The 24,246-nt window shown below is 70.8% G+C and carries 18 protein-coding genes and 2 pseudogenes; 15 read left to right on the forward strand and 5 right to left on the reverse strand.

All coding sequences use genetic code 11. The features are described 5' to 3' along the window. Positions 1 to 255: 255 nt before the first annotated feature. From HUV60_RS33325 to HUV60_RS33335, 3 genes are all read right to left on the reverse strand, one after another. Entirely contained in the window at positions 256 to 1,806 is a 1,551-nt protein-coding gene (locus HUV60_RS33325) for an FAD-dependent oxidoreductase (RefSeq protein WP_257854065.1), read from the reverse strand. Positions 1,807 to 2,267: 461 nt separating this feature from the next. Further along, the gene (gene pcaB / locus HUV60_RS33330) at positions 2,268 to 3,722 is read right to left on the reverse strand and encodes a 3-carboxy-cis,cis-muconate cycloisomerase (protein WP_257854066.1); all 1,455 of its coding nucleotides are present in this window, start codon (positions 3,720 to 3,722) and stop codon (positions 2,268 to 2,270) included. Beyond that, the gene (locus HUV60_RS33335) at positions 3,719 to 5,746 is read right to left on the reverse strand and encodes an FAD/NAD(P)-binding protein (protein WP_257854067.1); all 2,028 of its coding nucleotides are present in this window, start codon (positions 5,744 to 5,746) and stop codon (positions 3,719 to 3,721) included. The genes pcaB and HUV60_RS33335 overlap by 4 nt, the downstream gene beginning before the upstream one ends. Before the next feature lie 657 nt (positions 5,747 to 6,403). Here HUV60_RS33335 and HUV60_RS33340 point away from each other — a divergent pair. From HUV60_RS33340 to metF, 13 genes and pseudogenes are all read left to right on the forward strand, one after another. Beyond that, the gene (locus HUV60_RS33340; protein ID WP_257854068.1) at positions 6,404 to 6,946 is read left to right on the forward strand and encodes a hypothetical protein; all 543 of its coding nucleotides are present in this window, start codon (positions 6,404 to 6,406) and stop codon (positions 6,944 to 6,946) included. Further along, entirely contained in the window at positions 6,943 to 7,128 is a 186-nt protein-coding gene (locus HUV60_RS33345) for a hypothetical protein (protein WP_257854069.1), read from the forward strand. The genes HUV60_RS33340 and HUV60_RS33345 overlap by 4 nt, the downstream gene beginning before the upstream one ends. A gap of 1,368 nt (positions 7,129 to 8,496) precedes the next feature. After that, positions 8,497 to 9,477, forward strand: coding sequence for a mevalonate kinase (gene mvk, locus HUV60_RS33350; protein ID WP_257854070.1), 981 nt, complete (start codon positions 8,497 to 8,499; stop codon positions 9,475 to 9,477). Continuing rightward, positions 9,467 to 10,513: a diphosphomevalonate decarboxylase gene (mvaD, locus tag HUV60_RS33355; protein WP_257854071.1), complete on the forward strand. Its 1,047-nt coding sequence runs from the start codon at positions 9,467 to 9,469 to the stop codon at positions 10,511 to 10,513. Before mvk ends, mvaD begins: the two co-directional genes overlap by 11 nt. Next, positions 10,510 to 11,622: a phosphomevalonate kinase gene (locus HUV60_RS33360; RefSeq protein ID WP_257854072.1), complete on the forward strand. Its 1,113-nt coding sequence runs from the start codon at positions 10,510 to 10,512 to the stop codon at positions 11,620 to 11,622. Before mvaD ends, HUV60_RS33360 begins: the two co-directional genes overlap by 4 nt. After that, positions 11,619 to 12,713 (forward strand): type 2 isopentenyl-diphosphate Delta-isomerase, encoded by a 1,095-nt coding sequence (gene fni / locus HUV60_RS33365; protein ID WP_257854075.1) that lies wholly within the window; start codon positions 11,619 to 11,621, stop codon positions 12,711 to 12,713. The genes HUV60_RS33360 and fni overlap by 4 nt, the downstream gene beginning before the upstream one ends. Further along, positions 12,706 to 13,767 carry a hydroxymethylglutaryl-CoA reductase gene (locus HUV60_RS33370; protein WP_257854076.1) on the forward strand — a complete coding sequence of 354 codons (1,062 nt, stop codon included), beginning with the start codon at positions 12,706 to 12,708 and terminating at the stop codon, positions 13,765 to 13,767. The genes fni and HUV60_RS33370 overlap by 8 nt, the downstream gene beginning before the upstream one ends. Positions 13,768 to 13,770: 3 nt before the next feature. After that, positions 13,771 to 14,946, forward strand: coding sequence for a hydroxymethylglutaryl-CoA synthase (locus HUV60_RS33375; RefSeq protein ID WP_257854077.1), 1,176 nt, complete (start codon positions 13,771 to 13,773; stop codon positions 14,944 to 14,946). Positions 14,947 to 15,070: 124 nt separating this feature from the next. Continuing rightward, positions 15,071 to 16,048, forward strand: a complete 978-nt coding sequence (locus tag HUV60_RS33380; protein WP_257854078.1) for a 3-oxoacyl-ACP synthase III family protein — start codon at positions 15,071 to 15,073, stop codon at positions 16,046 to 16,048. 126 nt (positions 16,049 to 16,174) lie between these two features. Continuing rightward, on the forward strand, positions 16,175 to 17,248 hold the full coding sequence (locus tag HUV60_RS33385; RefSeq protein ID WP_257854079.1) for a polyprenyl synthetase family protein: 1,074 nt from the start codon (positions 16,175 to 16,177) through the stop codon (positions 17,246 to 17,248). 104 nt (positions 17,249 to 17,352) lie between these two features. Then, complete coding sequence (locus HUV60_RS33390) at positions 17,353 to 17,805, forward strand: hypothetical protein (protein ID WP_257854080.1); 453 nt, start codon at positions 17,353 to 17,355, stop codon at positions 17,803 to 17,805. Positions 17,806 to 17,884: 79 nt separating this feature from the next. Continuing rightward, positions 17,885 to 18,304 (forward strand): annotated as a pseudogene (locus tag HUV60_RS33395) (S-adenosylmethionine synthetase N-terminal domain-containing protein); the annotation flags it as partial. 347 nt (positions 18,305 to 18,651) lie between these two features. Next, positions 18,652 to 19,509, forward strand: a complete 858-nt coding sequence (metF, locus tag HUV60_RS33400; protein ID WP_257854081.1) for a methylenetetrahydrofolate reductase [NAD(P)H] — start codon at positions 18,652 to 18,654, stop codon at positions 19,507 to 19,509. A 46-nt stretch (positions 19,510 to 19,555) separates the two neighbouring features. On the opposite strand, the gene HUV60_RS33405 is transcribed toward metF, so the two are convergent. Further along, positions 19,556 to 20,479 (reverse strand): RNA polymerase sigma-70 factor, encoded by a 924-nt coding sequence (locus HUV60_RS33405; protein WP_257854082.1) that lies wholly within the window; start codon positions 20,477 to 20,479, stop codon positions 19,556 to 19,558. After that, a complete protein-coding gene (locus HUV60_RS33410; protein ID WP_257854083.1) occupies positions 20,476 to 21,399 on the reverse strand; it encodes an NAD-dependent epimerase/dehydratase family protein in 924 nt (307 codons plus the stop codon). The genes HUV60_RS33405 and HUV60_RS33410 overlap by 4 nt, the downstream gene beginning before the upstream one ends. Before the next feature lie 795 nt (positions 21,400 to 22,194). On the opposite strand from HUV60_RS33410, the gene HUV60_RS33415 reads away from it, so the two are divergent. Together HUV60_RS33415 and HUV60_RS33420 are read left to right on the forward strand one after the other, a co-directional pair. Continuing rightward, entirely contained in the window at positions 22,195 to 23,709 is a 1,515-nt protein-coding gene (locus HUV60_RS33415; RefSeq protein ID WP_257854084.1) for a DNA primase family protein, read from the forward strand. Further along, a pseudogene (locus HUV60_RS33420) lies at positions 23,706 to 24,117 on the forward strand (DUF6009 family protein). The gene HUV60_RS33415 and the pseudogene HUV60_RS33420 overlap by 4 nt, the downstream one beginning before the upstream one ends. Positions 24,118 to 24,246: the final 129 nt, after the last annotated feature.

Below are 24,246 nucleotides of genomic sequence, written 5' to 3' on the forward strand. Positions count from 1 at the left end.
CTCGAGCCGGAGCCCAGGCGGAACTCGACCGTTTCTCGAGCGAGTTGCGAGTCGCGAGGGTGAATATCGGCCTCCTTCGTCAGCAACAGGCCATGATCAAAAGGGCTGTTACCGGTGCGCAGCACCCACTTTTGACATAACTCCGCGCGTATAAAGTCTAGTTGATTCATTCTCCACATACAGGAAAGCGTAGGGCCGGGCTTGGAGCGGCTCGCAGCCGGGTACGACGTGCCGTGCGGTTCCCGAGTGCGGTGCCTACGGTCTGCGCCGGTCGTGGGCGGGCCCCGCGGCCGGCCACTGCGTCACGGAGCCTGCGGTGGTCCTGCGCCGGGGAGCGGAGCCGGCGCAGGCACCGGGGGCAGGGGCGTCCGCGGCGGCGGAGCGGCGAGGACGCGCGTCCGGGCCGTGGGTGGTGCTGGGCGGCGCCGACGGGGCCGGGCCGCGCGGGCCCCGGAGCACGGCCCGCAGCACACCCGGCCGCACCGCTGCGGCGGGCGGGGCGGCCGCTTGCAGCAGTTCCAGCAGCAGCGTCGCCGCCTGCGGGTCGGTGGTCGCGGCAGCCGCGATCCGGGCGGCGTACCGCCTGTCGAGCCGGGCGCGCACTTTGGCCCGTGGTCCACTGGTCCCGCCGGCCGCGCAAAGACCGCGGGTGCTCATTCTCCAGGCGGGGGCCAGCTGGTGGGCGAGGGCCCGGCGCAGCCGGTAGGAGAGGCCGACCGTGGTGCCGTGGGCGATGAGCATGTGGTCGAGGAGGAGGGCGGACTGTACCGCTGTCGTCATGCCCTGGCCGTGGGCCGGGTCGAGGGCGGCGAAGGCGTCGCCGATGACGAGGAACTGGTCGGGCCAGCGGCGCAGCCTCTCGTAGTGGCGCCAGCGGTTCCCGGTGCGGTCGCAGCCGTAGACCGGCCCGAGGGGCGTGGCGGCCTCGACGACCTCGCGCAGCAGCGGGTGGCGCAGGGCGCCCGCGGCGCGCAGCAGCCCGGCGTGACCGGCGGGCGGACGCTCGCCGTCCCCCGTGCACAGCGTGACCGACCAGCGGCCGCCCTCGATGGGGTTGAGCATGCCCTGGGCCGGATCGTCCGCGGAGGCCATGAGCAACAGGCTCTTCCAGTCGGCGACGTGGCCGACGGGCGGGGCGAGCAGGGCGGTGGCGTACGTGGTCTTGGCCTCGGTCACCGTTTCCGCGGGCGGCTCGTAGCCGAGCTCGGCGAGCCATTGGGGCGCACGCGAACCGCGTCCGGTGGCGTCCACCACGAAGTCGGCGGACATCGGGCGCGGGGCGCTCCATCCGCCGGGCGTCTTCCGGTCCCGGCCGCGCACCCATACGCCGGTGACGGTGTCGTCGCGGCCGGGCAGCAGGGAGACGGCCTCGTGCTCCTGCAGAAAGGTCACCTTGGGGTCGGCGAGCAGCCGGTCGCGTATCACCGCGTCGATCAGGTCACGGCTTGCGCTCAGCATCGACAGGCCGGAGTCGAACCGGGGCAGCCAGCCGCACGGGCCGAGCAGCAGCATGTCCTCGGGCATGCGGACGCGCACCGCTCCGGCCTCGGTCAGGTCCCGGTCCATGCCGGGAAACAACCGCTCCAGGCCCTGGTGGGCGGCTGCCATGAGGCTGTGGGTGTGCCGTGCCTGGGGCACGCCCCGGCGCCGGGCCGGCCCGCGTGGCACCCAGTCGCGCTCGATCACGGTGACCCGGTCCATGAAGTTGGCCAGGGCCCGCACCGCGGTGAGCCCGGCGATGCCCGAGCCGATGACCACGGCGTGGCCGTGGCCGTCGCCCCCGTTGATGACACCTGCTTCGGGCATTAACTCGCCTCCCCTCCGCATGGGTTGTGGTTGCATCATGCAGTGCACAGTTGTCCGCACGACAGAATTCGACCGGTTGAGGGCAACGAGTTCGAGCGGCTGTCGAGGCGGCCTCGAGGAGGATTCGAGGAAGGCTCGAGCGAGGGCGGCGGGAAGCCGGGTCGGTGGGGACTCGGAGGGTCCGGCCCGCCGCTGGCACCGGCGGCCCCGCGCTCCCGGCCGAGGGCAGCGCGGGGCCGGTGCGCGGGCGGGCCCGGCGTCACCTCGTGGAGCGGCATGCCGCCACGGTGGCCGAGGGCGGGCACGGACGGCCGCACTCCGCCGGCCGGGTGCCGTCGGCGTGACGCCGCGCCGACGGGCGGCCCCGGACGTGCGCCCGTCCTGCGGCGAAAGGACCCGGGCGCGGCGGGACGACGGCCGGGCGGGGACCAGGTTCCTCCCTCAGCGGCGCCCCTCGCGCATCAGTCGCCTCCGTCACGGCGCCGCGGCCCGCGAGCGCGCACCGGCCCGGTGAGTGCCCGGTCGACCAGGGGACCGGCGAGGCCGGTGTAACCGGCCGGGTCGAGCAGCGCGGCTGCCTCGCCCCGGCTCAGCACGCCGGCGAGCTGCGGAAGTTCGGCCAGCACGTCGGCCAGCGGCCGGCCGGTCCGGGCGGCGAGCACCGATGCCCGGGCCAGCAGTTCCTTGGCCACCGTTTTGCCCAGGCGCGGCGCCAGGACGGCCGAGACCCGCTCGGAGACGAGCTGCCCGCCGGTCGCCTCGAGGTTGGCGCGCATCCGCTCCGGGTGGACGGTGAGCCCCCGCACGAGTTCGACGGCTGTGTGTGCGGCTCCGCCGGTGAGCCGCAGGCACTCGCGCAGCGGCTGCCACTCGGCGTGCCACATTCCGGCCGAGCGCTCGTCCTCGGCCGGCAGGCTCTGGATCAGTACGGTGGCCAGGGCGGGCACCTGGAGGGCGGCGGAGCGGATCAGGGTGGCGAGCACGGGGTTGCGCTTGTGCGGCATTGCCGACGAGGCACCCCGCCCGGCGACTGCGGGCTCGGCCACTTCGCCGACCTCGGTGCGGGTGAGGACCAGCACATCCGCGGCGATCTTGCCGAGGGCCCCGGTCGTGTGGGCGAGGGCAGCCCCCAGGTCGGCGACGGGGGTGCGCAGGGCGTGCCAGGGCAGGACGGGGACGGCCAGCCCGGTCTCGGCGGCGAAGGCGGCGCCGAGTTCGTCGAGCACGGCCGTGGGGTCGGAGTCCTCGTCCGCGTGCTGCAGATAGCCGGCCAGGGTTCCGGCCGCGCCGCCGAGCGCCACCGGAAGCCCTCCATGGGTGATCCTCTCGAGGCGTTCGGCCGCGTCCAGGACCAGGTTGCGCCACCCGGCCGCCTTGAGTCCGAAGGTCGTGGGGACGGCGTGCAGCGCGAGGGTGCGGCCCGCCATCACGGTGTCCCGGTGATCGGCCGCGAGGCCGGTCAGGGCGTCGGCCACGGCCCGCAGGTCCGCGAGGATCAGGCGCAGCGCGCGTGCGGCCACCAGCATTGCGCCGGTGTCGAGGACGTCCTGGCTGGTGGAACCGTGATGCACGTACTCGGCGGCCTCGGGAGAGCGTTCAGTGACCACCGCGGTCAGTGCCTTGACCAGGCCCACGACCGGGTTGGCGGTCTCCCGCGCAGCGAGCGCCAGCTCGCGCACGTCCAGCAGGTCGGCGCGGGCGGCGGCCGTGATGGCCTCGGCCGCGTGTGCGGGCACCGTGCCGCAACGGGCCTGGGCGCGGGCCAGGGCCGCCTCCGCGTCGAGCATCGCCCGCAGCCACGCGCTGTCGCCCACGGCCGACTCGACGGGGGTGCCTGCCCGGACCGGTGAGAGCAGCCCGGCGTCCAGGTGGTCGGGCAGGGTTCCGCTCCGCTGGGGTTCCTGCAGGGAGGTCATGCGTCTGCCTTCGCGCTCGGGGGCGTAATCGTCGGAGCGGCGGTACGGCCCGTCGGGGTGGCGGGCGGTTGCCGTGGCACGGCCGGTGCCCCGGGCACGGCGAGGACGGCCGCCGCGATGGCGTCGGAGTCCTCGAGGGTGACAGAGCCGACGCCGGGCCTGATGCCCGCGGCGGTCACCCAGTGCACGGACTCGGTGGGCACCCCGTAGGCGAAGCGCCGGGGATGCGGCACGCCCCGGGCGTCGATCAGGTGGTAGGGCCGTTCCGACACGGCGAGGCCCCCGGTCTCGTAGTCCGCGCCGCCCGTGCCGTCGTCGGTGCCCGCCGGCGCGCAGGGAATGCGGTGAGGACGGCACTGCCCGGCCCGCAGCATACGGTTCATCAGCGGGTCCGCGGTGCGCCGCAGATCGATCTCGGGCAGGCGGGCCTCGATGAGGACCGCGGCCCGCACCCGTACGTCCGGTATCTCGCTCGACGTACCGGTGAAGCAGGGACCGAGCGGATCGTGCGTGTCCGCGGTGACGCGCAGCCCGGGACCGGTCACATCGAGGATTCCCGCGTCCATGAGCGCGGCCATCTCCTCGATGCGGGACACCGGCGGGCCTATGGACAGATAGGCGTTGAGCGGTGTGTACCAGTGGTCGAGGTCGTCACGGTGGGAGGCGGCGGTCAGGCCGGCGTGGTCGACGGCGAGCCGCACCTCGTTGCGCAGGTCCCGCAGGACGTCGAGTGCGGCCTTGACCGGTCCGCTGACGTTGCCCTGGCGGGCCAGGCGGATGTCCTCGTCGAGGTGGTCGCGCAGCCAGCTGCGGAAGGCTGCCAGGTCGCCGGGGGCGCGGGTGCCGTAGGGGCGGGTGACGCGCTGCCAGTCCCAGCGCCCGGCCGGGCCGATCCCGGCCTCGTCGAGGAGCCGTTCCTCGTCCGGGCCCGGCTCGGCGTGCAGAAACCGCTCGGTGAACTCCTCGCCGAACGAGGCGGGTTCGCCGCGCGCCGTGAGCAGGGCGGCGTAGTAGACGCCGCGCACCTCCTTGGAGATCAGCGGCCACAGGTCGGCGGCGAAGTCGATGGCCGCGCCGCGCGGGTACCGGGCGCGCAGCGCCGCGATGCGCCCGGGGGTGAGGAGCCGGGGGAGGTACCTGCCGTGGGGGCCCTTCTCGTTCTCGCCGCGCGCCTGATAGGGCACACCGCGCCGGGACCCCGCGTACAGGCGCGGCTCGCGGCCCGAGGGCCGGTAGACCAGGCGACCGCCGACACGGACGAAGACGCCTCCCCGGCCGTGGGTGAACAGTGCCATGTAGTCGAAGAAGTTGAGCCCGAGCCCGCGTAGCAGCACGCTCTGACCGGGCAGGATGCCCGACAGGTCCACGTCGGCCGGGTTGGCGGGGGCCACGTGTGTCAGCCCGTGCCGGGCGGCGAAGTCGGCCAGCTCCCGCTCTGCGTCGGTGGGCCGGACCGGTACATGGCCCTGGGCGAGGACGACCGCGGACAGACCGGTCAGCCGAGTGCCGTCCTCCAAGGCGACCGTCTGGGCTCCCGCGTGGCCCGATGCGGGGTCGGCGTCATCGAGGGCCACGGCCCGTACGCGATGCGTGCGCACCGTCACGTGGGCGGCTGCGTTCGCGACGACGCGCCGGAACGCCCATGTCAGATAGCAGCCGTAGAGAGCACGTGTGGGATAGGAGTCGGGGCCGAGACCGCGCGCCTCGGCGAGGGCCTCGTCGCCGGCGGCCTCCGGGCCGGTGCCGAGCACGCCCGACTCCACGGCCTTGGCCCACTGGTACAGGCTCGGCCCCTCCTCCAGCGGACCGTCGATGCGGACGCTGGCGTCGGTGTAGACCGTCACCTGGGAGGCAACAGTGTTCATCAGCAGGTGCCGGGACTGCGCAGGGCGCCACACCCGCCCCGAGCCCGGTGGGTCCGGGTCGACGACATGTACGGTGACGGCATCCCAGCGGGGCGACTTGCGTTCCTGCGCACAAAGCCGTTCCAGTACGGAAAGGCCCCGGGGGCCGGCGCCGACCATGCACACCTCGAGGTGTGCAGCGGTGCCGCCCCCGGCCGACGGGGCGGATGCGCGGGCATCCGCGTGTCCGGGTGAAGAGGGGCCGGTCGGGGGAAACTTGGCGGCCGCCGCGATGAGCTGCCCTGCGGGGAGTCCGGCGCTTCCTGCGCGTCCTCCTCCGTGCGTACCGGTCACAGTACCTCCTTCCTGGGCCACCGTCGGTGCATGGCCTCAACCAGGGCTCGCTTCCGGGTGGAAGCTGACTGGAGGAAGCGGGAACGGAACGGTTCCGGAAGCCGATCACCGCGTGTGCGGACCGCCGGGCTGCTTCCGCTAGCAGTCCCCGAACGAGGCTGTATCGAGACTCGAGTCTCTGGTCGGGTAATTGGACTGCCCGCCGAAGAGCCGTCCCGCGAATGCTCTTCGGGCTCGCACACCCCCACCGCACCGGGCGGAAAGCAGAGTATGGAGTTTCTTCACGAAGGCGATCAATCACGGACAGGGAATACTGCCTCAGCTCCGGAACTGGCATGGGATATTCATGCGGCGCACAGCAGTTGTGGGGGCGAGCTGCCTCGCGAAGGAACTTCGATGAGGTCGCTCTCATGCCCCAGAGGTCACCATCAGGAAATCCGTGCCGCCGTCGGATCCGTTCTGTGCGTTCCCTGCATCAAACGAGTGGAACGCAACCTGCGCGCACTCCCCGGCCTCCATCAGGAATGTCTGCACAGTGTGTCGCCGCCGCCCCGGCAGACGAATCCGACAAAGGTGTCGGGTAGCCGGAAGCGCGACTACATTGACATTTCGGTACTCGATGTCCGTCACAATATTCTCGCCATTCTCGAGTCATGGTCGAGAATGGTCGTGGAGAGAATCGGAACCACTGCACCGCACCGCACCGTGCCCCACTTGGCGCGGTTCCTCACCCTGCACCTGCAGTGGCTCATTGCGCAGCCCTCGACGGTCGACTTCGCGGACGAAATCGAGAGCCTCGTCGTCGAATTGCGTCGGACCATCGATCCCGACCCGAGCGTTGTCCGAGGAGTCGCCAGAAAGTGCGTCGTGGAAGACTGCTCCGGGACGATCAGCGCCTCTCCTCGGAGTGGCGGGAACACGGGAAGCAGCAGCATCACCTGTTCTTCGGGGCATTCATGGGAAGTTCGCGAGTGGCTCAGCCTCAGGAAACTAATGGAGCGGCAGCGAAAGGGTGCCACCGCATGATCAAGCCCCCGAGCCACAGGCTCGTCCCCACAAAAGTGGCCGCACTCGCCGTGGGCGTGTCCGAAGCGACGATTCGCAAGTGGGTGAGCCGCGGAAAGATAACCCGCTACGGTGCGCCGCACCGTCGCTCGGAGTTCGACATCGAGGAGCTGACGGAGATCGCCCTGCAGCGTCGGTCCTGACCCGGCGGCGGCAGAGGACGTGCCGGGCGGCGGCCCCGGTGCGAGTGAGCGGTGAGGTGGCGGTGTTCCGCTTCCGCAGGGCTGCCCACCGCATCACGACGGCCCCGTGCCCCGGCCGGGCATGGGGCTCGGAAACGCCCGGGCAACCGGCGGGGACGCCTTGCCGACAGAGCCCTTCCTGCCGGTGGACGCCCCCGGCCCCCTCGGCCCGGGCTCACGTCCTGATGCCGGGCCGGGACGCAGGAGTGTCAGAGACGTCCGTCCTGACCGGCGACGCCCCAGACCACCGGCCCCTGGGCGGCCGGTGACCTTGCGTGTTCGTTCCGCGGGCGCCTCCCGGGCAAGGTCGCCGGCTCCGGTATCTCCGTCGGAGACCGTCGTCGCGCTGCGGCTGTGTCCGGGCAGGGGCGGCATGTCTCGCGGCCCGGGCCGGGCGTGCGTCCGGCCGGCCCTTCCGGGGCGCCGGCCGTCGGGCGGCGTGACCGATGCCGATTCGGCGCAGCCGGGCCTCAGCGGTCCCCGAGGCGTCCCCCTTCTCGTCGGGGGCGCGGGTGGCAGTGCGCCGGGCGGGACCGAAAGTGTCCGGGTGCCCGGCCCCAGGGCCCACGACGGTGGAGCCGGCCGGTGCGGAGGGCAAGGGGGCCGGCCGGCGGCGGCCAGTCGTCGAAGTCCCCGGCAGGGCCGACGCGTTCCCCTGCACCGACCGCGGCATCCGCTCGACACGACGTCCTGGTGCGATGCGCGGCCGACTCCGCTCGAAGTGACCCAGATCACTTCGGTCCGGTGTTGGAGTCAAGGCACCTCCGTGTCACTATTCACCCACATCTACCCTGCCCAAAAACCGCTGCGCAGCAGAGGCGCGTGTCGTGGCCGCCGGTCCGCGCACGGCAGACCGGGCCGGCGCCCGCAGGGCATCAGCCTCTTCCGTACCCGATCAAACGCTTGCTCGGAGACTTGGCGTCGCCCGGGCCCGGCTGACGCGGCATACGACGGTCTCACGCCGCACGCGGACGGACCGGTCCCTCCCTCCGCGCTCCCGAAAACCTGCCTGGTCTCCGCGCACCGGCGCACGGAGGGCGGGACGCGTGGATGCCTCCGCCGAGACGGCACCACGCGGTATCGACGGCCGGTGGACGAAGCTCCCTGTCGAGTGCAGTGGTTGACGGTCGTGCCGTCCCCGAAGAGCGGTGCCGTCCGACGGCCCGCCGCTCCATCGCCCTGAGCGGCCGTGTCCGCGAAAGCAGCCTGCTTTCGCGGACACGGCCGCATCCGGCGTTCTGCTTCATTCCTTTCTCAGACGATGCGGTCTTCATGCAGAAAAGACAAAGGGAGCTGAGTGCGTTGACTCTACCGACCTCAGTGGAGGAGGTGTCAGAGAGCCACCGGGCCCGCTCAGTAGGCATCGGCCGCGCCCACGCCAAGGCCATCCTGCTGGGAGAGCACGCGGTCGTTTACGGCGCTCCGGCGCTCGCCCTTCCAGTTCCGCAACTGACGGTCACGGCCAACGCCGGGTGGTCCTCCCGGCCCTCCGACAGCCAGGGCGACTTGTCCTACACGATGACCGGTTCCCCCTCGCGGGCGATGGTGACGCAAAGCTCCGACGGCCTGCGCCGGCTGTTCACCGAGTTCAAGGCCAGAATGGGCGTGGCAGGCAAACCGCACCTCGACGTGCTCCTCGACAGTGCGATCCCGCTCGGCCGGGGGCTCGGCTCCAGCGCGGCCAGCTCGCGTGCGATCGTCTTTGCCCTTGCTGACCTCTTCGGCCTCGAACTCACCGAGAGTGCGGCGTTCGACCTGGTGCAAACGGCGGAGAACATGACGCACGGCCGGGCCAGCGGGGTCGACGCCCGGGCCGTCGGTGCCTCCGCCCCGCTGCTGTTTCAGGCGGGCGAGGTCCAGCAGCTGAGGATCGGCTGGGACGGCCTGTTCATCATCGCGGACAGCGGTGTCGCGGGCAGCACCAACGAAGCGGTCGAGCTGCTGCGTGAGAGATTCCGGCACCACGCCGGCGCACAGGAGCGGTTCGTCGACCGGGCGTCGGATCTGACCCGCGCGGCCCAGCAGGCCCTCGCCGACGGCAAGCCGGAGGACTTCGGCCCACGACTCACCGACTACCACCGACTGCTCCGCGCGGCCGGCCTGAGCACCGACCGGATCGACGCCCTGGTGGAGACCGCGCTCGGGGCGGGCAGCCTCGGAGCCAAGATCACCGGCGGTGGTCTGGGCGGCTGCATGATCGCCCTGGCCCAGCCGGAGCAGGCCAGGGACGTCACCCGGCGGCTGCACAAGGCCGGTGCCGTACAGACGTGGGTCGTACCGCTGAAGGGGCTCGACAACCATGCGCAGTGAACACGCCACCCCGGTCCGGCCGCAGGAGCAGGGCAGCGCGGGAAGCGCCGCCGCCGTCGCGCACCCGAACATCGCCCTGATCAAGTACTGGGGCAAGCGCGACGAGCAACTGATCCTTCCCCGGACCGACAGCCTGTCGATGACGCTGGACATCTTCCCGACGACCACCCGTGTCCGGCTCGCCCCCGGAGCCTCGAACGACGACGTGACGTTCAACGGCGTACCCGCGACGGGCGAGGCACACCGGCGCGTCATCGCGTTCCTGGAACTGGTGCGGGAGCGGGCCGGGCTCCCGCACCGGGCCGTGGTGGAGACCGAGAACACCGTCCCCACCGGGGCGGGCCTGGCCTCCTCCGCCAGCGGGTTCGCCGCTCTGGCCGTCGCCGCGGCCGGCGCGTACGGACTCGATCCCGATGCCACGGCGCTGTCCCGCCTGGCTCGGCGCGGGTCCGGGTCGGCGTCGCGGTCGGTCTTCGCAGGCTTCGCCGTCTGGCACGCCGGCCGGGGCACCGGCACGGACGCGGACCTCTGCTCCTACGCCGAACCGGTGCCCGTGGCGGACCTCGACCCGGCGCTGGTCGTCGCCGTGGTCAACGCGGGACCCAAGGCCGTCTCCAGCCGGGAGGCCATGCGCCGGACCGTCGACACGTCCCCGCTGTACGGGGCGTGGGCCGACTCCAGCGGGGACGACCTGGCGGAGATGCGGACGGCGCTGCGGCTGGGCGACCTCGACGCGGTCGGAGAGATCGCGGAGCGCAACGCCTTCGGTATGCACGCGACCATGCTGGCGGCGCGCCCGGCGGTGCGTTACCTGTCGTCGGCCACGCTCACCGTGCTCGACCGGGTACTCCAGCTCCGGCGGGACGGAGTGCCTGCCTACGCGACCATGGACGCGGGCCCGAACGTCAAGGTGCTCTGCCACCGCGCGGACGCGGACCGGGTGGCCGAGGCCGTGCGCCGCGCCGTCCCGGACGGCGCGGCGCACGTCGCCGGACCGGGACCGGGCGCCCGTCTGCTGAACGAGGACGGACGATGACACGGCAGGGCGCGGTCGTCCGGCGCGCGCCGGGCAAGCTGTTCGTCGCGGGCGAGTACGCGGTGGTGGAGCCGGGGAACCCGGCGATCCTGGTGGCGGTCGACCGGCACGTGACGGTCACCGTGTCCGGCTCCGCCGACGCCGACACCGTGCTCTCCTCCGACCTCGGTACGCAACCGGCGCGGGCGCGGTGGCACGAGGGCGGGCTCGTCGTGCGCGGTGAGGACGGCGCGCGACGGGCGCGCGCCCTCGCCCATGTGATCGCGGCGATCGAGGTCGTGGGCCGGCTGCTGGCCGAACGGGGCCTGCCGGTGCCCGCGCTGGACGTCTCGGTGGGCAGCCGTCTGCACGACAACGGCAGGAAGTTCGGCCTGGGTTCGAGCGGCGCGGTGACCGTGGCGACCGTTGCGGCCGTGGCGTCCTTCTGCGGCATGGAGCTGTCGCCCGACGACCGTTTCCGCCTGGCCATGCTCGCCACGGCGCAGATCGACGCCAAGGGCTCCGGCGGTGATCTCGCCGCCAGTACGTGGGGCGGCTGGATCGCGTACCGGGCGCCCGACCGTGCCGCCGTACTCGACCTGGCGCGGCGCCTGGGGGTCGACAGGACGCTGCACGCGCCCTGGCCGGGCTTCGAGGTGCGCCGGCTGCCGCCGCCCCGGGGGCTCTCGCTGGAGGTGGGCTGGACCGGAGAACCGGCCTCCACCGCGGACCTCGTGTCCGACCTGCACCGCCGGACCTGGCGGGGCACCGCCTCCCACCGGCGGTTCGTGGAGACCACCACCGACTGTGTGCACGCCTCGGTCGCCGCGCTCGAGGCCGGCGACCCTCAGGGACTGCTCGATCAGATCCGCCGGGCCCGGCAGGAACTTGCCCGCCTGGACGACGAGGTCGGCCTCGGGATCTTCACGGCCAGGCTGACAGCGCTCTGTGCCGCCGCCGAAGCCGTCGGCGGCGCGGCCAAGCCCTCGGGGGCGGGGGGCGGCGACTGCGGCATCGCCCTACTGGACGCCGAAGCGGCATCGGACATTTCGTACGTACGGCAGCGATGGGAGGCGGCCGGGGTGCTGCCCCTGCCGTTCCGTCCCGCCCTGGAAGGGAACGAGAAATGATCGCTCAGCGCAAGGACGACCATGTACGGCTCGCCGTCGAGCAACAGCACGAGCACAGCGGACGCAACCAGTTCGACGACGTGTCGTTCGTCCACCATGCCCTGGCCGGCATCGACCGGCCGGACGTGTCCCTGGCCACGGCCTTCGCCGGCATCTCCTGGCAGGTGCCGCTCTACATCAACGCGATGACGGGCGGCAGCGTGAAGACCGGCATCATCAACCGGGACCTGGCCACCGCCGCCCGCGAGACCGGGGTGCCCCTCGCGTCGGGGTCCATGAGCGCGTACTTCAAGGACCCCTCGTGCGCCGACACGTTCCAGGTGCTGCGCCGGGAGAACCCCGACGGGTTCGTCATGGCGAACGTGAACGCGACGGCATCGGTCGACCAGGCGCGGCGGGCCGTCGGCCTGCTGGAAGCCGACGCCCTGCAGATCCACATCAACACGGCGCAGGAAACGGTGATGCCGGAGGGCGACCGGTCGTTCTCCTCCTGGGTCCCGCAGATCGAGAAGATCGCCGCGGACGTCGACGTCCCCGTGATCGTCAAGGAAGTCGGCAACGGGCTGAGCCGGCAGACCGTCCTGACGCTGCGGGACCTGGGCGTGCGGGTGGCGGATCTCGGCGGCCGGGGCGGCACGGACTTCGCCCGCATCGAGAACGGTCGGCGGGAACCCGCCGACTACGCCTTCATGAACGGCTGGGGGCAGTCCACCGCCGCCTGCCTCCTGGACGCGCAGGGCGTCGGCATCCCCGTGCTCGCCTCCGGCGGCGTGCGCCATCCGCTCGACGTGGCCCGCGCACTGGCCCTCGGTGCCTCCGGCGTCGGTGCGTCCGGGGGCTTCCTGCGCACCCTCCTCGACGGCGGCGTGTCCGCGCTGGTCTCGCAGATCTCGACGTGGCTCGACCAGTTCACGGGGCTGATGACCATGCTCGGCGCGCGCACCCCCGCCGACCTGACACGCAGCGACCTGCTGGTCCATCGCGACCTTCGTTCCTTCTGCACCGACCGGGGCATCGACACGCGGCCGCTCGCCCAGCGGTCCGGCTCCTCCAGCGCCCTCCACAAGACGACGGGAGCACATGATGACTGACGCGCACGCAATCGCCGGAGTCCCGATGAGGTGGGTGGGCCCCCTGCGCATCTCGGGGAACGTCACCACCACCGAGACCCAGGTGCCTCTCGCCACCTACGAGTCGCCGCTGTGGCCGTCGGTGGGCCGGGGAGCGAAGGTCTCCATGCTGGCCGAGCAGGGCATCGTCGCCACGCTCGTGGACGAGCGGATGACACGTTCGGTGCTCGTCGAGGCGACGGACGCGCAGACCGCTTACACGGCCGCGCGGACCATGGAGGCGCACATCGACGAACTGCGTGAGGTGGTGCGCGGCTGCAGCCGGTTCGCCCAGCTGATCGGCATCCGGCACGAGATCAACGCCAACCTGCTGTTCGTCCGGTTCGAGTTCTCCACCGGAGACGCCTCCGGCCACAACATGGCCACCCTCGCCTCCGACGCGCTCCTGCAGCACCTGCTGAAGACGATCCCGGGCATCTCCTACGGATCGATCTCCGGCAACTACTGCACGGACAAGAAGGCCACCGCGGTCAACGGCATCCTCGGCCGCGGCAAGAACGTGGTCACGGAACTGCTCGTGCCGCGTGACGTGGTCGAGAACGTCCTGCACACGACGGCCGCCAAGATCGTCGAGCTGAACATCCGCAAGAACATGCTCGGCACCCTGCTCGCCGGCGGCATCCGCTCGGCGAACGCCCACTTCGCGAACATGCTGCTCGGGTTCTATCTGGCGACGGGCCAGGACGCGGCCAACATCGTCGAGGGCTCCCAGGGCGTCGTCATGGCCGAGGACCGGGACGGAGACCTGTACTTCGCCTGCACGCTGCCGAACCTGATCGTCGGCACGGTGGGCAACGGCAAGGGCCTCAGCTTCGTGGAGACGAACCTGACCCGGCTCGGTTGCAGGGCCGACCGTGCGCCCGGGGAGAACGCGCGCCGGCTCGCCGTCATCGCGGCGGCGACCGTGCTGTGCGGTGAGCTCTCACTCCTGGCGGCGCAGACGAACCCCGGCGAACTCATGCGCGCACACGTCCAGTTGGAACGTGACGACAAGACAGTAAAGGTTGGTGCTTAGGGGATGTCCAACGATTCCGCGATCGGAATTCACGATCTGTCCTTCACTACCACCGAGTTCGTCCTGCCGCACACGGAACTCGCCGAATACAACGGCACCGAGATCGGCAAATACCACGTGGGCATCGGCCAGCGGTCGATGAGCGTGCCCGCCGCCGACGAGGACATCGTGACCATGGGCGCCGCCGCCGCGGCCCCCGTCATCGCCCGGCACGGCGCGGACCGGATACGCACGGTCGTCCTCGCGACGGAGTCGTCGATCGACCAGGCCAAGTCGGCCGGCGTGTACGTGCACTCCCTACTCGGGCTGCCGTCGGCCACCAGGGTCGTCGAGCTGAAGCAGGCCTGCTACGGAGCGACGGCGGCTCTGCAGTTCGCCATCGGCCTGGTGCGGCGCGATCCCGCTCAGCAGGTCCTCGTGGTCGCCAGCGACGTGTCCAAGTACGAGCTGGACAGCCCGGGTGAGGCCACCCAGGGCGCGGCCGCGGTGGCCATGCTGGTCGGCGCGGACCCGGCCCTGGTGCGCATCGAGGAGCCCTCGGGCCTGTTCACCGCCGACGTCATGGACTTCTGGCGGCCGAACTACCGCGAGGCCGCACTGGTCGACGGGCAGGAGTCCATCGCCGCGTATCTGCAGGCGGTGGAGGGAAGCTGGAAGGACTACAGCGAGCAGGGCGGCCGCTCGCTGGAGAAGTTCGCCGCGCTCTGCTATCACCAGCCGTTCACGAAGATGGCCTACAAGGCCCACCGCCACCTGATGAACTACTGCGGGTACGACCCCGACAAGGAAACGGTCGAGCGCGCCATCGGACAGACCACGTCGTACAACACCGTCATCGGCAACAGCTACACCGCCTCGGTGTACCTCGGTCTCGCCTCGGTGCTCGACCAGGCGGACGACCTGACCGGCCGGCCTGTCGGCTTCCTCAGCTACGGCTCCGGCAGTGTTGCCGAGTTCTTCGCCGGCACCGTCGTTCCCGGGTACCGGGAGCATCTGCGGACCGCGGCACACCGCGGGGTGATCGGCCGGCGCAGGCCGCTCGGCTACGCCGACTACCGCGAACTGCACAAGCGGTCCTTCCCTACCGACGGCGGCGACCACCCCACCCCGGCGCAGACCACCGGGCCCTTCCGGCTGGCCGGGCTCAGCGGCCACAAACGCATCTACGCGAAGCGCTAGAGCGCCAACGGGCCCCGCGGGCAGGCGGGCGGCTCCGCCGGGGCTGCTCCCTTGCGAGCCGGGGCCCTGCACCGCCGGTCTGTACATGCACTGATTTCCATACTCTTGAGGGGAGGGCAGCCGCATGAAAGACGTCAGGGTCCTCGGCACGGGTGCCTACGTGCCCGAGCGGATTGTCACCAACGACGAGGTCGGCGCGGCAGCCGGCGTCGACGACGCCTGGATCACCCGCAAAACCGGAATATTACAGCGGCGCTGGGCCGCACCCGGCCAGGCCACCTCCGACCTGGCCACCGAAGCCGCCCACGGCGCACTCACCTCGGCCGGCATCACCGCCGACGACCTGTCCGCGATCGTGATCGCCACGTCCACGCCCGACAGGCCCCAGCCGCCCACCGCCGCCTACGTCCAGCACCATCTCGGTGCCACCAACGCCGCCGCCTTCGACATCAACGCCGTCTGCTCCGGAACCGTCTTCGCGCTCTCCGCCGCCGAAGGCATCCTCACCCGCCAGGGCGGCCACGCCCTCGTCATCGGCGCCGACACCTACTCACGCATCCTCAACCCCACCGACCGCAAAACCGTCATTCTCTTCGGCGACGGCGCCGGCGCACTCGTCCTGGGCACCACCGGCCACGGCCCACGCATCCGCCACATCACCCAGCACACCTTCGGCGAACTCGCCCACCTGATCCACGTCCCCGCCGGCGGCAGCCGCCACCCCCTGGACCACCCCGCACTCGACACCGGCCGACAGTACTTCACCATGACCGGACGCGACGTCGCCCGCTTCGTCACCGACCACCTTCCCCGGCTCACCAAACAGTTCCTCCACGAAGCCGGCGTCACTCCCGACGACATCCGCCACTTCGTCCCCCACCAGGCCAACGGCCGCCTCCTCGAAACCGTCTTCACCGACCTGGCCCTTCCCAACGCCACCATGCACCAGACCCTCACGCACTACGCCAACACCGGAGCCGCCTCCCTCCCCATCACCCTCGACACCGCCGCCCGCCAAGACGCCTTCCACCCCGGCGACCTCATCCTCCTCGCCGGTTTCGGTGGCGGCATGGCAGCCGGACTCGCACTGATCGAATGGTGAGGAGGCCGCACAGCCCCGACGCGGCTCACGGCCGGCGGGGACGGTACGCATGGCGGAAGCCGGCCGAACCGTCGGCCCGGTTCCCTGCTGCCCCAAGTGCTCATCCCTCTGCACAAGGAGAAACGTGTGACTACGGAAGTGACCTCCTGGTCGGGTGCGGACCGGGAGCCGGCCGCCACCGCGCGCCGCACCAGTGAGGAACTGCTGCGGCGCGTGGAGCGGGAGCTGCGTTCCTTCCTCGCGGCCGAGCGCGATGTCTGGGCCAAGGTGGACGGGCGGGCCGCCGTCGCCATCGACGCACTGTCCGACCTGGTGGCGTCGGGCGGCAAGCGCGTCCGGCCCGCCTTCTGTATCACCGGTCATCTCGCCGCGGGCGGTGATCCGGAGGCCCCCGGGATCGTGGCTGCTGCTGCTGCTCTCGAGATGCTGCACGTCTCCGCCCTCGTCCACGACGACATCTTCGACGCCTCCGTCCAACGGCGCGGCGAGCCGACCGTCCACGCGAAGCACTCCGCGCTGCACCACCGCCACGCGTGGCAGGGCGAGTCGCGCCGGTTCGGCGAGAGCGTGGCCGTACTCGTCGGAGATCTGGCCCTGGTCTACTCGGAGCAGCTGATGTCCCGGGCGCCGTCGACGGTGGTCCCGGTATGGAACACGCTGCGCTCGGAATTGATGATCGGTCAGTACCTGGATCTCGCCGCGGCCGCAGAATTCTCCGTCGATCCCCTGCTCTCCCGGCTGATCGCCCTGGTCAAATCCGGCCACTACACCATTCACCGGCCGTTGGCCGTGGGGGCGAGCGTAGCGGGACACGCCGGCCTCGCCCCTGCCTTCAGGGAGTACGGCGAGGCAGTGGGCGAGGCGTTCCAGCTCCGCGACGACCTGCTGGACGCGTTCGGGAACTCCGCGGACACCGGCAAACCCGCCGGACTCGACTTCAGCCAGCACAAGATGACACTGCTTCTCGGGTGGGCGATGCAGCGGGACGAGCGCATCCGCAGCCTGATCACGGAACCGGGACACTCTCCCGCCGAGGTGCGCGGCCGCCTCCTGGACACCGGTGTCCCCTCCGATGTCGAGAAGCACATCGCCGACCTCGTCGAGCGGGGCTGCAAGGCCATCGTCGACGCGCCCATAGACCCGGTGTGGCGCAACCAACTGACGGACATGGCCGTGCGAGTCGCCTACCGCAACGCCTGATACGCAATGTCGGGGGAATGAATGTTCACGCGTATCTATGCCAAAACCGTACGCTCCCTCGAAGAATTCGGTACCCGTTCGGAATCGTCGCACTGCGGATCTCCATGGGGATCATCTTTCTCTGGTTCGGCTTGCCCAAGTTGTTCCCGGGGGTCAGCGCGGCGGAGTCATTGGCTGCGGAAACCACGGAGCGGCTGACGTTCGGAGCGATCGAGGGCACTGTCGCCTCCGTGTTGACCGGTGGACTGGAAGCAGCGATCGGGATATTCCTGATCAGCGGAAAAGCGCTCGCGCCGACGATCATCGTGCTGCTCGGGCACATGGTCGGAACTTTTACCCCGCTGTTCCTCTTCCCTGACCAGACCTGGAAGGAGTACGGCATCTGCACCCTTGAGGGGCAGTACATCCTGAAAAGCATCGTGCTCGTGACAGCCGCTTTCGCGATCACCGGCCACGCGAAGTCCTCGCGGAACAGCAGGGAAAAGGCGTCGCCACCGGACGGTCCGCTCCAAGACATGACCGCTCCTCGTGCCGACGAGGCCGTCGGCGAGCGCTGACCCTGCCGACGCCGGGGCGTGTCCCCTCTGCGAGGAGCACGCCCTCCGGACACCGGATCCCCGACGAGAGGAACCCACCATGACTCGCGCGCGGTCCCAGCGGAACGGGGCGCTGTGCCTCTTCACCTCGGAACCCGTCACCGCGGGCCACCCCGACGAGATCGCCGACCAGATCAGCGACATGACCCTCGACGCGCTGCTGTGCGGCGACCCCGGGTCCCGGGTCACCGTGAAGACACTGATCACCACCGGCCTGATGCACATGGCCGGTGAAGTCACTTCCACGACGCACGTCCCGATCGCGCAATTGGTGCGCGGCAAGATCCTCGAGATCGGCTACGACTCGTCGGCCAAGGGCTTCGACAGTGCCTCCTGCGGCGTGCCGGTGTCGATCGGCGCCCAGTCGCCGGACATCGCGCAGGGTGTGGACATGACGTACGAGAAGCGTGTCGGAACCGGCGCCGGTAGCGGCGACGGACTGGACGAGAAGGGCGCGGGCGCCCCGCCCGTGGCCGTCCCCGCCGAACGCGTCGCCGATCCGACGGGCGCCGGCGACGCCTTCCGGGCCGGGCACCCCGCCGGCCGCGGCCTGTCGCCGGAACACTTGGCGCAAGTGGGCTGCCGCCCTGGCGACCACCGTCCTGGAAACGGTCGGCACCCAGGAGCACAAGCTGGTCCCCGCCGAGTTCTCGGCCCGGATCGCCGGCACGTAGGCACCGGGGGCAGCAGCCGGGATCGAGGCACGACCGGTGGGCACGTGACGAGCGAGAACCGTTCTCCCGCCCTCCGCGAGACCTCCCTGGAGGACTTCCGCAGTCGGCGGGATTTCAACGCAGGCAGAGTCTCATGACGACCTTTTCCTTCGAGTTCTTCCCGCCCCGTACCGCGGCCGGCGAGCGTACCCTCTGGGACGTCATCCGCCGCGTGGAGGCCCTGCACCCCGACTTCGTTTCGGTCACCTACGGGGCCGGAGGCTCCTCCCGTGACCGGACGATCGGCGTCACCAGGCGCATCGCGGCCGAGACCACGCTGCGTCCCGTCGCCCACCTGACCGCCGTCGGCCACTCGGTCGCCGAGCTGCGCCACATCATCGGCATGTACGCGGACGCCGGCATCCGGGACGTGCTGGTGCTGCGCGGCGACCCGCCCGAGGATCCCAGGGGTCGTTGGACGCCGCATCCCCAGGGGTTCACGTATGCCCATGAGCTCGTCGAACTCGTGCGGTCCCTGGGCAACTTCGTGATCGGTGTGGCGGCCTTTCCCGAGATGCACCCGCGTTCGCCGGACTGGGAGAGTGACGTCCGGCACTTCGTGGCGAAGTGCCGGACGGGTGCCGACTACGCCATCACGCAGATGTTCTTCCGGGCCGAGGACTACCTGAGGCTGCGCGACCGGGTCCTGGCCGCGGGCTGCGACATCCCGATCATCCCGGAGATCATGCCCGCCACCGACGTACGCCAGATCCGCCGCTTCGCCGAGTTGTCCGGCGCCACCTTTCCGGAGGATCTCGCCCACCGTCTCGAGGGGGCCCGCGACAACCCGGCCGAGGGACACCGCATCGGTGTGGGACACGCCACCGCCATGGCGGAACGTCTCCTCGACGAAGGCGCCCCCGGGCTGCATTACATCACCCTGAACCGCGCCACCGCCGTCCTCGACATACACCGTGCCATTCAGCACTCGAGGAGCGTCGGCGCCCACTGAACCCGGGGACTCCCTGGCCGCCCGCCCTTCCCCGGCGGATCGGTGGTCAGTCTCCGGGCCGGCGTGCCTGCCTCACCGCGCGGTTGATCGCCCAGGCGTCCGCCACCGGACCCAGGTGACCGAGTTTGTCAGGGTTGGTCACCGCACGGATCGTCTGGATCTGTCCGTCGAGTACGTCGAGCGTCCAGGTGTTGAGCACTTTGTTGTGCCGGGCGCGGAAGATCGCGCCGGGCTGGCCGTTCACCTCGCGTCGCTCCATCGTCACATCGACCTGCGCCAGCATGGGGAAGACCGAGGCGAGCAGCCGGGTCACGTTCTCGGCACCGGCCACGGGCCTGGCGAACTGCGGAGCCTTGCCACCGCCGTCCCCGACCAGCGACACGTCGGCGGCGAGCAGCTCCCGCAGCCCCTCGAAGTCACCTTCCCGGAGTGCGTCGAAGAACCGCGCCGCCAGCCTTTCCCGCTCCCGGCGGTCCGCCTCGAACCGAGGGCGTCCCGCATCCATGTGGCGCCGCGCCCGCACCGCGAGCTGGCGGCACGCCGCCTGGGACCTGCCCACGGTGGCCGCCACCTCGGGGAAGCCGAACCCGAACACCTCCCGCAGGACGAAGACCGCCCGCTCGAGCGGGCTGAGCCGTTCGAGCAGCAACAGGGCCGCCGTCGACACCGAGTCGGCCAGCTCGGCCGACCGGGCCGGATCCTGGGCGGGATCGGTCAGCAGCGGCTCGGGGAACCACGGCCCGACGTACTCCTCCCGCTGGAAGCGGGCCGAGCGCAGCACGTCGATGGAGATCCGGGTGATCGTGGCGGAGAGAAAGGCCTTGGTCGACTTCGGCTGCGTCAGGGAGGTTTCGTAACGCAGCCAGGTCTCCTGGACGGCGTCCTCGGCCTCGCTCACGCTGCCCAGCAGCCGGTAGGCGATCGAGAACAGCAGGGGCCGCAGCTCCTCGAACTCCTCGGTCCGCGTCATGCCAGCCCTTCCCTGAAACCCTGGCGCCACGAAGGGTAACGCAACTCCCAGCCCAGTTCCCGCTTGGCCTTGGCGTTGGAGAATCCGCGCCCCTCGGTCATCATTGTCACTGCCGCTTCCCCGGCCAGCAGTCGGCCCAGCCGCCTGGGCACCCGTCTCGGCCGCTTCGCCCCTGTGCACTCGGCCAGATAGGGCAGCCACTCGCTGACCGGGGCCGGCTCGTCGTCGACGAGGTTGAACACGCCGTGCGCTTTCTGCTCCACCGCCAGGACGGTTGCGTTCACCGCGTCGTCGAGATGCACCCATGAGAAGTGGCCGGTGCCGGCCCCGACGAGGGGGAACTGCCGCCTGCGCACCAGTTCGACCCGCTCGTCGACAACGTACGGCCCGTAAAGTCCGCCGTATCGCAGGGCCGCGCCGCCAGCCGTGACGATCACCTCCTCGAGGTGCCTGACCGCCTCCGCCGTCTCCCGCGCCGTCGTCCTCTCCTCCGGGTCGAGCGGGTCCTCCTCCGTCTTGACCCATCCGCCCTCACGGATGCCGTTCGCAATGCCGGTGCTGCGCGCGACGAAGTGGGTGACCCCGGTCGCCTCGGCAGCGGCCAGCAGGTGGTCCGTGCCCTCCGCACGCAGGCGGTTGGTGGTGTTGAACCACCGGTCGGGATGCTTGATATCGGCCTTCTCGCCACTGACCACGGCCATCTGATGCACGATCACGTCCGGTTGGGCCGTGGCCACCGTCTCACCGACCGTCACCGCGTCCAGCCCGTCCATCACGACCCCGTCCGCGCCGAACTGCTTCAGCAGACCCAGCTTGGCCGCGCTCGTCGTTGTCGCCGTCACCTGGTGGCCACGGGCCACGAGCCGCGGCACCAGCCGCCGCCCTATGGCACCGGTCCCGCCCGCCACGAACACCCGCATGATCACCAGCTTTCCGCCACCGGCGTCTGTCTCCGAAACCTGAGACGAGTCAGCCCGGCCGTCTGTGACATGGCGCGGGAAACCAGCGTGTCCGGCGCGTCCCACAGACATCGACAGCCGCCCCGCCGACCGTCAAACATCCTTGTCGCCGCCACGGCGGCCGCCGATGGCGAGCGAGGGCGTGCCCCCGCTCGACGGTCGTTGCCACGGCGTCACGGGGGACGACGTCGCAGACCCCCACGCCCGCCGGACGGAGCGGCGCCGAGTTCGTCGAGCCGGCCGCGTGAGGCGCCCTGCCGAGGCCGCCTCGGCCACCACGGCCGCCGGCAATCGCAAGCCGGTGTTGCGCCATCGCTCGCCGGGGCGGTTCAGTTCTGCCAGGTCGAAACCACGTGACCTGCGACAACACCGTCAACCATGTCCAGAACCCGCCATCAGCTGCGGAACGCAGGTGTTGCGGGTGCTGCCGGAAGCGCCCTGCCGTCCCGGTCCTGAGCCGGTAACACACGGAAAACAGGTCGTCGGGCCGGTTCCCACACACCCGGCAGTTGTGATGACGGCCTGTTCCAGTTACCTCACCTGTCTCCTTCTGCCACATTCGTTTCGCTAATCTGTTTCAATTGTTCAGTCGCTAGAGTCGCTATGGGGGATGCGAATGGCTGCTGAGCTGCGAATTCGGCGCAGCGACCCAGGGGGTTTCGTCATCAGCCAGGTCACCTCTCCCCGGTCGGCCCAGCCCTTCGCCCCCGGCAGTGAGCAGGCACGGCGGCGTCGGCCTGTCCTGGGAGGCGTTGCATGACGGCCGGCGGTCAGTACGGCCTCTTCGACGCGCAGGCGGTCGCCGAGCAGATCCTCGCCCAGAGCACGCTGGAAGCCCGTGAGCGGAGGGAGACCACCGACGCGGCGGCTGCGGCCGGGGGAGAGGTGACGTCGGTCGGACTGCTTCCGGACACGCTCAGCGACCGGGGCAACGCCAAACTGTTCGTCAAGCTCTACGCCAACGACTACCGGCATGTGCCGGGCCTCGGCTGGTTCCGGTGGGACAGCACCCGCTGGCAGATCGACGAGGACGACACGGTGCTGTGGGCCGCCGGAGATCTGGCGGAGTCCCTGGCGGCCACCGATCCGCGCGGTGTGCACAGCACCAGCGCATTGCAGCAGCATCAGCGGCGGGCGTTGAGCACCAGCGGCATCAACGCGATGCTGGCGCAGGCCAGGACGGCACCCGGCATGGTCCTCAATGCGGCGCTGCTGGACGCCGACCCGTACGCGCTGTGCACACCGGCCGGAATCGTAGACCTGCGTACGGGACTGCTCCGGACCCCGGACCCCAACCGGGACTTCCATTCGCGCTGCACCACGGCTGCACCCCAACCGATGCCCACGCTCCGCTGGTACCGGTTCCTCACCGACACGTTCGGGGAGGGCCGGGAAGGCGTGGAAATGATCGATTTCCTGCAACTGCTGCTGGGTTACTCGGTGACGGGGGACGTGGGCGGGCAGGTCATGCCGTTCCTGTTCGGTTCGGGCAGGAACGGCAAGTCGGTGCTGCTGGACGTGTTGATGAAGTTACTCGGTGACTACGCGGATGCCGCGCCGCCGGGGTTCTTGATGGCGCGTCCGTACGAGGGGCACCCCACGGATCTTGCGGAGCTGCACGGTCGCCGTGTCGTCGTGTGCAGCGAGGTCAAGCCGGGCGACCGGTTCGACGAGGCCCGGGTGAAGCTGCTGACGGGTGGTGACCGGATCAAGGCGCGCCGGATGCGGCAGGACTTCTTCAGTTTCGAGCCGACGCACAAGCTGTGGCTGCTGGGCAATCACCGGCCGGAGGTGGGCACCGGGGGTTTCGCCTTCTGGCGTCGTATGCGTCTCATCCCGTTCGAGCGCGTCGTGCCCTACGATCGCAAGATCGACAACCTGGCGGACATCCTGGTGACCGAGGAGGGTCCGGGCATCCTCAACTGGCTGATCCTGGGTGCACGCCGCTACCTGGGCGGCGAGAAGGACCTCACCGGACCCGAACGCGTCCGGATCGCCACCACCGTGTACGCGGAGACCGAGGACCACACCGGACGCTTCCTGAGCGAATGCTGCCGACTTGACGGAAGTCTCAGAGCGGAACAAGCCCAGCTCTACGCGGCATACAAGGCGTGGTGCCAGAATGAGGGGGCCCCGGCCATCTCGTCACGCGCCTTCGCCGCGCGGGTCCGGGAGACGGCAGGACTGGCGTCGCCCAAGGAAATGCTCCTGTCCAACCAGCGCAAGTACTACCCGGGCGTCGGGCTGGTCGCCGATGAGGAGGCGCCATGAGCTCTCTCATCGCGGAGGACGAACTCGTGCACGAGGCCGGCTTCGTGTGGCTGGAGGACACCGGCACGCTCGACTACGTCCGTCAGAGCCTTGACCGGCTGCCCACCCGCCGCGGCAGGCCCGCCTACCACCGCGACGGTCGCATGGTCGGCTACGCCCTGCTCCGCCCCGAGGCCAAGCCGTCCCGCTCCTCGGGCACCTTCCGCCGCCGGGTGTTCTGGCTGCTGCCACACGACCGGGACACCGCCCCCGACGGCCTGTACGCGACCGGTGCACCGGCCGAGGCAGTGGACCCGCGCACCCTGGCCCCCGGCAGCAAAGGACGCAAGACCGAACGCTCCGGGGGGCCGCCTCCCCTCCGCCCCCTCGACAGCCATGCGCGAGCCGGGCACCACGCTGCCGTCGTAGCCGGCACCGGTCGCCCGCCCCTCCGGGCCGGCCCCGGGAAAAGCATGGAAAAAACCGCCCATCCGGTTTAGTGTGCTGGTGTTGAATCACGCGCCCACGCGACGGGCACACGGCAGAGACACCGGCACC

Source organism: Streptomyces sp. KMM 9044, assembly GCF_024701375.2.
Taxonomy (GTDB): Bacteria; Actinomycetota; Actinomycetes; order Streptomycetales; family Streptomycetaceae; genus Streptomyces.

Bases quoted from the DNA above. Each gene is read 5' to 3' on its own strand.
- HUV60_RS33325 (WP_257854065.1), bottom strand. From the start codon at position 1,806: ATGCCCGAAGCAGGTGTCATCAACGGGGGCGACGGCCACGGCCACGCC.
- pcaB (WP_257854066.1), bottom strand. From the start codon at position 3,722: ATGACCTCCCTGCAGGAACCCCAGCGGAGCGGAACCCTGCCCGACCAC.
- HUV60_RS33335 (WP_257854067.1), bottom strand. From the start codon at position 5,746: ATGGTCGGCGCCGGCCCCCGGGGCCTTTCCGTACTGGAACGGCTTTGT.
- HUV60_RS33345 (WP_257854069.1), top strand. From the start codon at position 6,943: ATGATCAAGCCCCCGAGCCACAGGCTCGTCCCCACAAAAGTGGCCGCA.
- mvaD (WP_257854071.1), top strand. From the start codon at position 9,467: ATGCGCAGTGAACACGCCACCCCGGTCCGGCCGCAGGAGCAGGGCAGC.
- HUV60_RS33360 (WP_257854072.1), top strand. From the start codon at position 10,510: ATGACACGGCAGGGCGCGGTCGTCCGGCGCGCGCCGGGCAAGCTGTTC.
- fni (WP_257854075.1), top strand. From the start codon at position 11,619: ATGATCGCTCAGCGCAAGGACGACCATGTACGGCTCGCCGTCGAGCAA.
- HUV60_RS33370 (WP_257854076.1), top strand. From the start codon at position 12,706: ATGACTGACGCGCACGCAATCGCCGGAGTCCCGATGAGGTGGGTGGGC.
- HUV60_RS33375 (WP_257854077.1), top strand. From the start codon at position 13,771: ATGTCCAACGATTCCGCGATCGGAATTCACGATCTGTCCTTCACTACC.
- HUV60_RS33380 (WP_257854078.1), top strand. From the start codon at position 15,071: ATGAAAGACGTCAGGGTCCTCGGCACGGGTGCCTACGTGCCCGAGCGG.
- HUV60_RS33390 (WP_257854080.1), top strand. From the start codon at position 17,353: ATGGGGATCATCTTTCTCTGGTTCGGCTTGCCCAAGTTGTTCCCGGGG.
- metF (WP_257854081.1), top strand. From the start codon at position 18,652: ATGACGACCTTTTCCTTCGAGTTCTTCCCGCCCCGTACCGCGGCCGGC.
- HUV60_RS33405 (WP_257854082.1), bottom strand. From the start codon at position 20,479: ATGACGCGGACCGAGGAGTTCGAGGAGCTGCGGCCCCTGCTGTTCTCG.
- HUV60_RS33410 (WP_257854083.1), bottom strand. From the start codon at position 21,399: ATGCGGGTGTTCGTGGCGGGCGGGACCGGTGCCATAGGGCGGCGGCTG.
- HUV60_RS33415 (WP_257854084.1), top strand. From the start codon at position 22,195: ATGACGGCCGGCGGTCAGTACGGCCTCTTCGACGCGCAGGCGGTCGCC.